This window comes from Pseudomonadales bacterium (assembly GCA_024234435.1).
In the GTDB taxonomy this organism is placed as follows: domain Bacteria; phylum Pseudomonadota; class Gammaproteobacteria; order Pseudomonadales; family Porticoccaceae; genus JACKOF01.
Genome location: JACKOF010000001.1, coordinates 392,439 through 405,388 on the forward strand (window position 1 = coordinate 392,439; position 12,950 = coordinate 405,388).

A 12,950-nucleotide genomic window follows, 5' to 3' on the forward strand; every position below is an offset into this window, starting at 1 on the left:
TTAATTTTGCTAGAACTCAATGATTTAAAGACATGGCTACATAAAAAAGAAATAAGCCTGCCCGATAAACTGTTAATGGTTCTAAGTACCTTTGACAAGCCAGCTCAAGTAAAAGACATTACAGCTCAAGCGGCTAGTGCTGGTTTAAAAATACCTAAAAGAACAAACACATCGTCTATTCTAACTCGTACTAATGGCCTTGCCATACGAATACCCGAAGGCTGGGAACTGGCCCCATCTGGCGAAACCCATTTAAAAAATATTGGCATAAACAAGCTTGGTCCTGCTGCAGTAAATGTGGCTATAGAATTACGATCCGAGTTGCAAAACATTAGTAATACCACAACACGCTCTTTCGCCGAAGAGGCAATTAAATGCTATGAATACGAGCTATATAGATCTTCAATTGTAATGTCATGGTTAGTAGCTATCGATATATTGCACAAATATGTACACAAAAATCATTTATCAGATTTCAATAAAGAAGCAAAACGAGTAAATAACCAATGGAAGCCTGCAAGAACAACAGATGATCTTGGAAAAATGAAAGAAAGTGACTTTTTAGAGAGAATCTGTGCGCTATCCATAATTGGTAAAAATGTAAAAAAAGAGCTAAAGGACTGCTTGGATAGGAGAAATGCATGCGGTCACCCAAACTCATTAAAAATTGGACCCAACACAGTAGCACACCATTTAGAAATTCTGTTATTGAATGTATTTAAAGTGTTCTAAATTTAAAAAGGTAACGGCTTAACAAGTTAGTCAACAAGGACGCTCCTGTTGTCGTGTCTGTTACTAAATCGTCAACGTCTTCTAATAGGCGAAACCAGGTATAGCCCTTAGTGTTATTCTGAAAAGTTAATGTCCGAAAGTGGCCGATCACTGACCAAAGATTTATTATGGAATTCAACGAATGAACAGAAAACCAGTTCTAAGAGCCTTGTTCAGAGTTGCTATCGCGACACCTGTGTGGGCGCTGTTTTTGTATGCTGGCTCATTAATTCTAGGGTTTAATTTTGATTATGCGATTTTTATTGGAGGGTTACTTGGAATCGCATTTTCCAGCCCGAAATCAAACCTTGTATGGAAATTGATTCTATCTGAGTATGGACTCAATACTAGCGCCCCTAACACCAATAGTAAGGCAAGCAATACACAGGTACCGAGAAAACAATTATTGGCAAGTGGGGTGCTATATGACAAGCAGGAAGAAAAAGAAGAAGGGATAATTATTTTTACTAGCATCACCAAAAATGGCCTCATTTTATATGGGCCGCATGTGATTCCAGCATTACGGGAAATTGCACTTATTCCTTGGAAGGATGTGACTGTGCAGCGCATTAGTGAACGCACCCCAGCTCCAGAAGGGAAGTTAGTTGATCAAGTAGCGCCGTGGCTTGCAGATATAAAAATTCGCGGTGTTGTGCCAATACTCGAAATCCCTTGGAGCAAGGAGCTAGAGTTATACACAAACATAATTCTAAATCAAAATAAGGATGAACCTACGAACAGTGTAAATCTATCGGTGATGACCTAGCGTACTAAGTTTGTTGTATTATTCAGTGTCCGCTTCTGGCCGAGGGGCGATGCGCCCCTCCCGAAAATCTATACCTCAGTTTGTTCCGCAAGCTCCAAGGCATCGTCAACTTCAATTCCCAAATACCGAACGGTGCTCTCCAGCTTTGTGTGACCGAGCAAAAGCTGAATAGCGCGTAAATTTTTAGTACGTTTGTATATCAGGGTTGCTTTTGTTCGTCGTAAAGAGTGTGCCCCATAATCCAATGGGTTTAGACTGATTTCGGTAACCCAGATTTTGACGATACGGGCATATTGACGTGTCGAGATATGGCTTTTGCTGTTGGTTTGCCCTTTGAATAAATAATCGCTGCCAGAGAGGTTGCGATGGATATTTTGGTAACAACGGCTAATTTGAGGCCAGGTTACGGCTCAATGTTTTTGTTTGCAGGGGCTTATAATAAGTAATTTGAATATGACGTATGACTATACCAAAATGCGAGTTATTCTATTTTATAGGTCTGTATGTGTATTTTTTTATAGCGCTATATCAAGGTACGTGCTAGTCTCGTAAAAGTAGAATTTAACGTAAATTGATGTAGTGATATGGGCAACCAAGTTTCAACACGCCAGAGAAGGCTAGCCACCGTTCTACGGCATAGCTCGGGTACCATCCGAGTTGATGACGCTATGGATGCCTTGGGTTTAGACAGGTCACACGCGGCAAAGCTGCTAGCTGGCTGGCATAACCAGGGCGTTCTTCGGCGTGTGGCCAGAGGTCTCTATGTACCAGTCCAGCCAACTGCACTTGGAAAAACACAAGTTTTGGAAGATCCATGGATACTTGTGCCCGAACTATACAGTCCTGGCTATGTGGGTGGCTGGAGTGCGCTTGAACATTGGGAGCTGACAGAGCAATTATTCCGCTCTGTTTGCGTACTCACCAGTAAGCGTACCGCCTTTGGAAATGCTGAACATCAAGGCGTTAACTTTTTCGTTAAACATATCCCAGATGACCAGATTTTCGGGACAAAAACGATCTGGCGCGACCAGATTAAAATCAGCGTCTCTGATCCCTATAAAACAGTTCTCGACATAATTGACGACCCCTATCTCGGTGCTGGTTTACAGCATACCGTCGATTGCTTGAAAGAGTTCAAGCAGCTCTATGGCAAGCAAAGCGATTTCGACAAGCTATTGACCTACGCAAAACTAATCGGCAATGGAGCACTCTTCAAAAAGCTGGGCTTTCTGGCTGAAGTACTTGGTTTTGAGCAAACCTTCATTGATGAGTGCGCGAATAACCTTACAACGGGATATACGCAGCTTGATAAAACGGCAACCGACAAAAGCCTTGTGACTAGGTGGCGGCTATGGATACCCAAAGGATATAAATTTTGATTAGCAAAGACGAAATACTTTCCGTTGCTGATGAAACTGGCTTAACTCCGGCTGTTGTTGAAAAAGATTATGTGCTCGGCTGGTTGCTGGCTGCTATTCACCAAAACGCGGCATTTTCTGATAGCTGGGTGTTTAAGGGCGGCACCTGCCTTAAAAAATGTTATTTCGAAACCTACCGCTTTTCTGAGGATTTGGATTTCACCCTGAAAGATGAAAGCCATCTTGATGAAGAATTTCTAACGGAGCAATTTTCGGAAGTAGCGGAATGGTTGTACGAAGCCTGCGGTATTGAACTGCCTCAAGACAGGTTTAAGTTCGACATATACGGAAACCCAAGAGGTAGAAAGTCCTGCCAAGGCCGCATTTATTACGGCAGTTATTTTGCGAGTGGAAAAAAATCCATGCCGAAGATCAAGCTTGATCTGACAGCGGATGAAGTGCTGGTTATGCACCCTTCAAGGCAGCCCGTAATCCATTCTTATAGCGATGTGCCTGGCGATGGCATTCATGTGAATTGCTATTCTTACCCGGAAGTATTCGGTGAAAAAGTAAGGGCACTTGGCGAACGCGGCAGACCAAGAGATTTATACGATGTGGTCAACTTGTATCGAAACGATCAATTGCCTGCTCCTGCAGTGGTCAGCGATGTTTTGGCGCAAAAGTGCGCTTATAAGGAAATCGAAAAGCCAAAGCTAATCGATATGGATGATTACAGGGAAGCATTGACCCAGAACTGGGAGCCAATGCTGGCTCACCAGCTTCCTGCTCTTCCCGCATTTGAATTGTATTGGGATGCATTGCCAGAATTTTTTGAATGGATAGAAAGTCCAGAGACCGAAAGAAGAGCGGTACTCGGTGCAGTATCACGAGAAGGCAATATTTATCGTCCAGCCTATGGCCAGCTTAACTTAAAGGCTCTAAGTGGCCGATCCTTGGAAATAATTCGTTTCGCAGCGGGTAATAGATTGTGCGTCAATCTGGATTACACAGATAACGAAGGAAACCGAAGAACTCGGATTATTGAGCCATATTCACTACGCCAAGCCCAAAACGGCAATATTTTACTTTACGCTGCGCGAGCGGATAACGGGCAAATCAGGGCGTACAAGATTAATCAAGTCAATGATGCTTCTGTCGTCAACCAAACATTTATACCGCGTTACCAGATTGAGTTATCGCCAAGCTTAAATATTTCTCCTACGCAACATTCTGGAGGCGCATTAGCAAGCCTGGATATACCGAAAAGCTCTCCGGCAAGACCTAGAGTAAGGACAACCAGCAGAACGAGTTTTTCTAGCAGTGGGCCAACCTATATATATCGCTGCCCAGTTTGTCAGAAAACTTTTAAGCGAAAAAAGCAGGACTCCAGGCTCAATGCTCATAAAACAAAAGAAGGCTATCCATGTTCTGGAAGAGCAGGATATTTTGAGGAAACAAAATATTAGCTGTTGAACGTTTCAAACGCCCGCCCCTAGCCGTAAAGAAGAGGCTTTCGCCATCTCATAACCAGATATATCCGCAAATGTCTGCATAAAAAAAGCCCGCTTTCGCGGGCTTTTTTGTGTGATCCGAATGGTTGCTACAAAGTAACAACCATTCGCTGGGGTTGCTTATCCCAGCTGGTAGATCGATTTGTAACGCAAGTATGAGCCTAGTGATTCTGGCCCCAACTCGCGGCCAAGGCCACTGTCTTTTACGCCACCAAACGGTGCATTCAGATCTGGCATGTAGCCGTTGATGCCGATGGTGCCGGTTTCAACGCGACGAGCCAGGTCGTTGGCGTGATCGCGATCTTCAGACCAAATTGTTCCGCCCAAGCCAAAGTCGGAATCATTAGCGATGCGAATGGCGTCGTCTTCGTCTTTGTATTTGATAACGCACAGTACTGGGCCGAAGATTTCTTCTTGAGCAACGCGAGAGTTGTTGTCAACGTCTGCAAAGACTGTTGGTTTCACAAAGTAGCCGCGTTCGCGGTCTGTTTTACCACCACCAACAACAACACGGGCTTCAGAGGAGCCAAGATCGATATAGTTTTGTACGCTGTCACGATGCCCGGCAGAAGCCATAGGGCCGATGACGGTGTTGCGGTCCAGCGCTTCACCTACGGGTAGGTTGCCAACGCCGCTGGCAATGGCTTCTACTACCTGATCATATTTGCTGGCAGGTGCGAGAATGCGGGTACATGAGAAGCACGCTTGACCATTGTTTAGCACGGAGGTCATTGGCAAGCTTTGTATAACAGCGTCCATGTTGGCGTCTTCCAGAACGATGGCGGCTGACTTACCACCTAGCTCCAGTGTTACTGGACGCAGTAAGCGAGCACATTGTTCAGCGATGATACGGCCTGCTCCGGTGGAGCCGGTAAAGGCGACTTTGTCGACGCCAGGGTGCGTTACCAGGTGTGAGCCAATAGTGCGGTCGCCAGGAACCCAGTTGATGATGCCTGGAGGCATATCAGCTTCAGCGGCAGCTTCGGCCAAGATATAACTATCAAGCACAGTGCCAGACGAAGGTTTGATGACGATGGCGCAACCGGCAGCAAGGGCGGGAGCGATTTTGAAAATCGACAGTGCTACCGGGAAGTTCCAAGGAATGATGGCGCCCACTACTCCCATAGGTTCGCGACGTACAATAGTTGTCGCACCAGTGGGGGATGGGCGTACTTCTTCGTCGACCATGCCTTCAGCTAGTGCGGCGTAGTAGCGTAATACTCCTACTACGAACTCGGATTCAAGCGTATCGGCGACATTAATGGGCATACCATTTTGCAAGCTCACCGATTCAGCCAGTTGCTTGCCACGTTTTTCAATGGCATCAGCAAAGCGGAGTATGTGAGCTGCACGGCCTTTGCCGTCAAGGCCACCCCAGGCAGGGCTCTTCATGGCATCGCGTGCGGCGGCAACGGCGGTATCCATATCTGCGGTGTTACATTTTGGAACACTGCCGATGACTTCTTCTGTTGAGGCATTGATAATGGGTGAGCGCTGGTCGGAGCTAGGCGTGATCCATTGGCCGCCGACGAAGATTTTGTGGTGATCGAAGCTCATTGAGAGGTTTCTCCTATTAGTTTCAAGGCAGGGTATTGCTGCTGTGTAAAGTAAATTTATGGTTGTTCTTGTAGTTATAAGTAAGCATAAGTACTTTTCTAGTGTATTACTTTACCCTAAGCGATCAAAGTACGGCAATTAATTATCGTGGTTTAAGGCTTGAATATTGATTATGCGCAAGGATTGCAGTTTGTCTGCGTGGGGCGTTTGTGGTTTTCGTGCGAAAATTCGTGAATCCCTATGTGTTGCCGCAGGCCTTATATATTACGCGTGTTCTGCATGATGATTTGTTGTTGTGAACAAAATAACGCGCTTGATCAGCGAAATTGTCGGCTGTTCGGGTGCCGTTGCCGTTTGTCTTCTGGCCGGGCCAGTTTCAGGCTTTGATTTTCCGTTTTCTTTTTCTGCCGGGTTGTTGATGCTGCCCCAATGCCCAGCCCACATGTTCTCTGACTAGCTCAGATGAGTGGTTTTCCTGAGTTTGCAGCGCTTGAATTATGGCGTCTGACGTGGGTGCGTTACCTAATCCGATGGCTAGATTTCTCAGCCAGCGCTCGTAACCGATGCGTCTGATGGGCGAGCCTTCGGTGTATTTCAGGAACTCGCTTTCACTCCACCGGAACAGCTTTAGCAGCTCACTGTTGTCCAGTTTGTGCCGGGGAGAGAAATCCTTTTCGCTGGCAGGTGCAGCTTCTTTGTTCCAGGGACAAATTGCCTGGCAGTCGTCGCAACCAAAGACACGATTCCCCATCGGTTCACGGAACTCTTCCGGAATACTGCCTTTGTGCTCAATGGTCAGATAAGAGATGCAGCGGCGGGCGTCCAGCACATAGGGTTCAGGGAAGGCGTCAGTGGGGCATACTTTCAGGCAGGCCGAGCATTCACCACACTGATCGTGTTCGACAGGTTCGTCTACTGGCAGTGGCAGATTGGTGTAGATTTCCCCCAGGAAAAACCATGAACCCGCGTTACTGTTGATTACCAGCGTGTGTTTGCCCATCCAGCCTAGCCCTGCCTTAACGGCAAGGGGTTTCTCCATCACTGGGGCGCTGTCCACAAAGGGCCGTTGCACTACAGCTTCTCCGGGCACAGCCTTTTCAATCTCTTTAGCCAGGGTGGTGAGACGCTTGCGAATCAGTTTGTGGTAATCGCGCCCCAGTGCATAGCGAGAGATATAGGCGCTGGACTCATTCTTGAGCACGGCAATCAGGTTGTCGTCATTTGGCAGATAATCGAGGCGCACGGTTATCACACGTGTGGTGCCAGGGAGCAGTTCTGGTGGGTTGTAGCGTTTGCTGCCGTGCTCGCCCATCCAGCGCATATCGCCCTGATAGCCCTTGCTCAACCACTGGTTCAAGCGCTCGCCCGTTTGCTTCAGGTCAGTGTCGGTGATGGCAATCTGCTGAAAACCCAGCTCTGCCCCCCACTGTTTAATTTGTCGGGCGAGCTGTTGGTAATCTGTGGGCGTGGCTGTTTCTGGCATATTTGTTCGGGATGTGTTGGTTGCAGGCATTTTATGTTGAGGTAATTGCCGTATAATTTTGCCAGATCTTGATTAAGAAATTTGGACTTTTCACTGTGGCATCTAATTTAGCAGTAAATACCCCGTATGCATTGCCCTCAGGGTTGAATAACAAAGGGCTTTATAGCCCTGAACAAAGCCGCGAGCTGGACCGTATTGTCATTGAAGATTTCGGTGTTGCCGGTATTCGCCTCATGAAACGGGCGGGCAGGGCGGCTTTTGCCGAGATTACCGCTCGTTGGCCAGACGCACCGGTTACCGTCTTTTGTGGCTCTGGTAATAACGGAGGGGATGGCTACGTGATTGCAGCACTGGCCGCTGAACAGGGCCTTGAAGTGCAAGTAGTGCAAGTGGCACCCGCCAGTAAACTGAAAGGTGATGCGGCAATTGCTTTTAACTATGCTGAGGCTGCGGGCGTGGTGATGGTGCCCTTTGTCGAGTGCCTGCCGTTGCAGACAGGTGTGCTGGTGGATGCACTGTTGGGTACAGGGTTTAAAGGCGGTTCTTCCGGGCAGGCAAGAGAGCCTTTCGCACAGGCTATTCGCTGTATTAATCACAGTGGTTTGCCGGTACTGGCGGTGGATATTCCCTCCGGTCTTTCCGGGGATACCGGCGCTGCTGGCGATGTGGTGGTGAAGGCCGATGTGACGGTCACGTTTATTGGTATTAAACGGGGCCTGTTAACCGGTCGTGGCCCCTCGCTTTGCGGTGAGCTGTTGTTTAACGATCTGGAGGTGCCCGCAGATGTTTATCGGCGTGTTGACCCGGCAGCAGAAATGCTGGATCTGACGGATTTACTTGCTGCGCTTCCTGCTCGCAAGGCGGATGCCCACAAAGGTGATTTTGGTCATGTGATGGTGATTGGCGGTGACCATGGGTATGGCGGTGCGGTGGCAATGGCCGCTGAAGCGGCGCTGCGGGTTGGTGCAGGGTTAGTGAGTGTCGCCACGCGCCCTGAACATGTGGCGCCCATTCTGGCAAGGCGACCGGAGCTTATGGTTAAGGGTGTGGCTTCGGGCCAGGAGTTGGAACCATTGCTGGAAAACGGCCCTACAGTTCTGATTATTGGACCGGGGTTGGGGCAGTCGCCCTGGTCCGAGCAAATGCTGCAAAAAGCGGTCGCCAGTGGTTTACCTATGGTGGTGGATGCCGATGCGCTGAATATGCTGGGTAAGGGGTTGCTGGCGAGCAATGGGGGTGGGCTGGAAACCGATCACTGGATTTTAACGCCGCACCCCGGAGAGGCTGCCCGGTTACTTGGTGTCAGTAATGCGGAGGTTCAGGGTGACCGCTTCGCGGCTGTTCAACGATTGCAACAGAGGTTTAACTGCCCGGTAGTACTGAAAGGCGCAGGCAGTCTGGTCTGTACCGAGAGTTACAGTCCTGTGGGTGTCTGTATGGCGGGTAATCCCGGCATGGCATCGGGTGGTATGGGTGATGTCCTCAGTGGCGTTGTTGGCGGCCTGGTGGCCCAACAACTTTCTTCCGCTGAAGCGTTACCGTTGGCCGTTTGTCTGCACGCCGGGGCTGCCGACAGAGCGGCAGAAGTGAATGGTCCACGCGGACTGTTAGCGACGGATTTGATGCCACATCTGCGGGCCTTGGTGAATTCGCCAACATGAGTGTCATTACCCGCAGTATTTACGGTGAAGATGCCATGGTGCAGTTCGGCTCCGAGCTGGGTGCTGTGCTGCCCGATGGCATTCTGGTGTTTCTGGAAGGAGAACTGGGTGCCGGTAAAACCACACTGACCCGCGGTATACTGAGAGCTATGGGGCATGAGGGCGCTGTGAAAAGCCCCACCTATACGCTAGTGGAACCGTATAGCCTCGACGGTAAAACACTTTATCATTTTGATTTATACCGCATGGCGGACCCGGAAGAGCTGGAATTTATGGGTATCAGGGATTATTTGACGGAAGGGAACTATTGCCTGGTTGAATGGCCTGAACGGGGAGCGGGCGTTTTGACAGAGCCTGATTTACGCGTGAAGATTGAGGTTGCGGGCGAAGGTCGACGTGTCGTGCTGGAAAGTCTTAGCGAGCGAGGTCTGCTGGCGACAGACAGTTTGTCGACCTGATCCAGCTTGTCAGAGGCGGTGGCTCTGATTTGAAAAGCCAGGTGCGAATATTTATGGTGAGTGACAGCGCCACACAAAAATAGGTCATTAAGGGGAAAGTAGGGTCGGTGTCTAACGCTCTGAGCACAAAAACCGGGTGGAACAGAAACACGCTGGTGCCAAGGGTTTCCCCGTTGATCATAACGGCAGTTCTTGCTTTGTTATCTATTCCAGCTGCCTTTGCCTCAACGATTGAAGGCGTTCGCCTGTGGCGTGCGCCTGACCATACCCGACTGGTGTTTGATCTGAGCGGCCCGGTGGACCACAAGATTTTTCCGCTGAATAACCCTGATCGATTGGTGATTGATATTCCAAAAGCGTCTGCTCAGAGCCGTTTTGACAATATTGATCTGTCCAATACGCCTATTCAAAAGATTCGCAGCGGAACCCACAATCAGAAAGATTTGCGGGTGGTGCTGGATATGAAGGCATCGGTCAATCCGCGCAGTTTTGTGTTGAAGAGAAATGAGCAGTACGGAGATCGTCTGGTTGTTGACCTGTATGACCGCACTCAGGAGACCGAAAAAACCCTTGAGGATATTGCTGAAAATCCGCGCCGAGATATTGTCATTGCGATTGATGCCGGGCATGGCGGGGAAGACCCGGGCGCCTCCGGACCTAACCGGATTCGAGAGAAGAAAGTGGTGTTGGCTATCAGCCAGGAGCTAAAAAAACTGGTGGACAGCAGTAAGGGCTTTAAGGCAACGCTGATTCGGGATGGTGACTACTACATCCCTTTGCGAAAACGTACGGAAGTAGCACGCAGCCGCAGGGCTGATTTGTTTATTTCTATCCATGCCGACGCCTTTAGTAAACCGCAAGCCAATGGTGCGTCGGTATTCGCCCTGTCGCGTCGGGGCGCCACCAGTGAAACCGCCCGCTACCTGGCACAGCGTGAAAACCGTGCTGATTTGATTGGGGGGGCGGGCAGTGTCAGCCTTGACGACAAGGACGAGATGCTGGCCAGCGTACTGCTGGATCTTTCGATGACGGCGACTTTGAGTAGCAGTCTGGATGTCGGGGAGGATGTATTGCGGTCAATTGGCGGTATCACCCGATTGCACAAAAAAAGGGTGGAGCAGGCAGGCTTTCTGGTGCTCAAGTCACCGGATATTCCTTCTATTCTGGTGGAGACAGGTTTTATCTCTAATCCGAGTGAGGCTCGCCGTCTTAATGATCACCACTATCAGAAAAAAATGGCCAGAGCGATTTTTAATGGCGTTAGAGGGTATTTTACCGCCAATCCACCCGCAGGAACGTTGCTGGCGGCACTTGCTCAGGAGCGTGGCAAGGAGCACATCATTCAAAATGGCGATACCTTGTCGGCCATAGCGTTGCGCTATAACGTCAGTGTGAACGAAATTTTGCGCCACAACGGCCTCAAAGACACGCACATCAAAGTAGGTCAGCGGATAAAAATACCGACATCCTGATTTAATTTATCAGTCTTTAATCATTCGAGAGTTTTATGCCACAGATTCATCTGCTTTCTCCCCGCCTTGCCAATCAGATAGCAGCTGGCGAAGTGGTTGAACGGCCAGCATCGGTTATCAAGGAGCTGTTGGAAAACAGTATTGATGCGGGTGCCACGCGTATTGATATTGATGTGGATGCCGGTGGAGTCAAGTTGATGCGTGTACGGGATAACGGCAGCGGTATGGAGAAAGACGACTTGCCACTGGCGCTGAGTCGTCATGCGACCAGCAAAATTGTCCAGCTTGATGATCTGGAAGCCGTGGCAACACTGGGTTTTCGCGGTGAAGCGCTGGCGAGTATCGCATCGGTTTCCCGGCTCGCTTTACTGTCAAATAATCAGCTGCAGGGTTCTGGCTGGAAGGCTGAAACTGAAGGGCGCGAGATGGAAGCGAGCCTGCAACCGGTGGCCCACCCGCAGGGAACCACCGTTGAAGTGCGCGACCTGTTTTTTAATACCCCGGCGCGGCGCAAGTTTTTGCGGGCTGAAAAAACCGAACTCAACCGCATTGACGATATTGTAAAAAAACTGGCGTTGAGCCACTTTGATGTAGGCTTTACCTTGCGACATAACGGCAAGGCATTGCGCTCATTTCCTGCTGCCGGTTCGCAGCTTGAACAGGAGCGCAGAGTGGCCGGAGTGTGTGGCCCCGCCTTTATGGAAAACGCCCTTTATGTAGATATGGAGGCGGCAGATTTGCGCCTTTGGGGTTGGGTTGGCTTGCCGACTTTTTCCCGCAGTCAGGCTGACTTGCAACACTTTTACGTTAATGGGCGCAGTATTCGCGACAAGCTGGTGACGCATGCGGTGCGGCAAGCCTATCAGGATGTGCTCTATCATGGTCGACACCCGGCTTACGTGCTTTTTCTGGAGTTGAATCCGGCTGAAGTGGATGTGAATGTGCACCCTACCAAGCATGAGGTCCGGTTCCGCGATAGCCGCACAGTGCACGATTTTTTATTCCGCAGCCTTTATCGCGCCGTGGCAGATGTTCGTCCCGGCGATGTGGCGGCACCGCTTCCTGTCTTTACCGGGCAGGCGCGCGCGGAGCAAACAGGGGTGGCTCCACAGAGCAGCTTTCAGCATGCTTTGGGAGGGTTACAGTCCCGGCCGTCATCTTTTCAGCCCTCAAGCCTTTCGCAGTCGGGCTCTGTCGGTGAGCAAATGGCAGGTTACCAGGCTTTGCATGGTGATGATGTCTTCGGCAACTCGGCTGCTACCCCAGCGGCGGGATGGGCTGTTGGCGTTAGTGGTACCGATAATGTTGAAATTCCGCCACTCGGTTTTGCCATTGCCCAGCTCAAGGGCGTCTATATTCTGGCGGAAAATGCCGAAGGGCTGGTGTTGGTCGATATGCATGCCGCCCACGAGAGAATTACCTATGAGCGCATGAAACAGGCTTTCGAAGCGCAGGGGATAACGTCGCAACCGTTATTGGTGCCAGAAACAATTGCCGTGAGCCAGCGTGAGGCGGACGGCGCTGAAGAGCACAGTGAGCAGTTCGAGAGTCTGGGGTTTGTGTTGCAGCGAGCGGGGCCCGAAAGCCTGCTGGTCCGTCAGGTTCCTGCCATGTTAAGGGAGTCTGACGTGGAACCGTTGGTGCGCGATGTTCTTGCCGATTTGCTCGAGCATGGCAGCAGTGACAGAATACAGAATCACCTTAATGAAATCCTGTCGACCATGGCCTGTCACGGTTCCGTCAGAGCTAACCGGAAACTGACTGTTCCCGAGATGAATGCACTGCTGCGTGATATGGAAATGACTGAGCGCAGTGGGCAGTGCAACCATGGTCGCCCCACCTGGACAAAAATCTCATTGGAAGAGCTCGACAAACTGTTTATGCGGGGCAGATAGTGGCCGAAGAACCGAATG

10 protein-coding genes and 1 pseudogene are annotated in these 12,950 nt (G+C 49.8%); 8 read left to right on the plus strand and 3 right to left on the minus strand.

The window, feature by feature from the left end; all coding sequences use genetic code 11:
• Positions 1–6 precede the first annotated feature (6 nt).
• Together H7A02_01875 and H7A02_01880 are read left to right on the plus strand one after the other, a co-directional pair.
• Entirely contained in the window at positions 7–732 is a 726-nt protein-coding gene (locus H7A02_01875; GenBank protein ID MCP5171004.1) for a hypothetical protein, read from the plus strand.
• 181 nt (positions 733–913) lie between these two features.
• Positions 914–1,537, plus strand: coding sequence for a hypothetical protein (locus H7A02_01880; protein ID MCP5171005.1), 624 nt, complete (start codon positions 914–916; stop codon positions 1,535–1,537).
• 68 nt (positions 1,538–1,605) lie between these two features.
• Here the strand turns inward: H7A02_01880 and H7A02_01885 are convergent, their stop codons facing one another.
• Positions 1,606–1,929: a tyrosine-type recombinase/integrase gene (locus H7A02_01885; GenBank protein ID MCP5171006.1), complete on the minus strand. Its 324-nt coding sequence runs from the start codon at positions 1,927–1,929 to the stop codon at positions 1,606–1,608.
• Positions 1,930–2,121: 192 nt separating this feature from the next.
• Here H7A02_01885 and H7A02_01890 point away from each other — a divergent pair, with 192 nt between their 5' ends.
• Together H7A02_01890 and H7A02_01895 are read left to right on the plus strand one after the other, a co-directional pair.
• A complete protein-coding gene (locus tag H7A02_01890) occupies positions 2,122–2,916 on the plus strand; it encodes a type IV toxin-antitoxin system AbiEi family antitoxin domain-containing protein (protein ID MCP5171007.1) in 795 nt (264 codons plus the stop codon).
• Positions 2,913–4,361 (plus strand): nucleotidyl transferase AbiEii/AbiGii toxin family protein, encoded by a 1,449-nt coding sequence (locus H7A02_01895; GenBank protein ID MCP5171008.1) that lies wholly within the window; start codon positions 2,913–2,915, stop codon positions 4,359–4,361. The genes H7A02_01890 and H7A02_01895 overlap by 4 nt, the downstream gene beginning before the upstream one ends.
• 165 nt (positions 4,362–4,526) lie before the next feature.
• On the opposite strand, the gene H7A02_01900 is transcribed toward H7A02_01895, so the two are convergent.
• Both H7A02_01900 and queG read right to left on the minus strand, forming a co-directional pair.
• A complete protein-coding gene (locus H7A02_01900) occupies positions 4,527–5,963 on the minus strand; it encodes an aldehyde dehydrogenase (protein MCP5171009.1) in 1,437 nt (478 codons plus the stop codon).
• Between the two features lie 376 nt (positions 5,964–6,339).
• A complete protein-coding gene (gene queG / locus H7A02_01905) occupies positions 6,340–7,446 on the minus strand; it encodes a tRNA epoxyqueuosine(34) reductase QueG (protein ID MCP5171010.1) in 1,107 nt (368 codons plus the stop codon).
• 158 nt (positions 7,447–7,604) lie between these two features.
• Here queG and H7A02_01910 point away from each other — a divergent pair.
• The 4 genes and pseudogenes from H7A02_01910 (at position 7,605) to mutL (ending at position 12,932) form a co-directional block, all read left to right on the plus strand.
• Positions 7,605–9,107 (plus strand): annotated as a pseudogene (locus tag H7A02_01910) (NAD(P)H-hydrate dehydratase).
• Positions 9,104–9,565 (plus strand): tRNA (adenosine(37)-N6)-threonylcarbamoyltransferase complex ATPase subunit type 1 TsaE, encoded by a 462-nt coding sequence (tsaE, locus tag H7A02_01915; protein ID MCP5171011.1) that lies wholly within the window; start codon positions 9,104–9,106, stop codon positions 9,563–9,565. The pseudogene H7A02_01910 and the gene tsaE overlap by 4 nt, the downstream one beginning before the upstream one ends.
• A gap of 197 nt (positions 9,566–9,762) precedes the next feature.
• A complete protein-coding gene (locus tag H7A02_01920; protein ID MCP5171012.1) occupies positions 9,763–11,037 on the plus strand; it encodes an N-acetylmuramoyl-L-alanine amidase in 1,275 nt (424 codons plus the stop codon).
• 35 nt (positions 11,038–11,072) lie between these two features.
• Positions 11,073–12,932 (plus strand): DNA mismatch repair endonuclease MutL, encoded by a 1,860-nt coding sequence (mutL, locus tag H7A02_01925; protein MCP5171013.1) that lies wholly within the window; start codon positions 11,073–11,075, stop codon positions 12,930–12,932.
• Positions 12,933–12,950 lie beyond the last annotated feature (18 nt).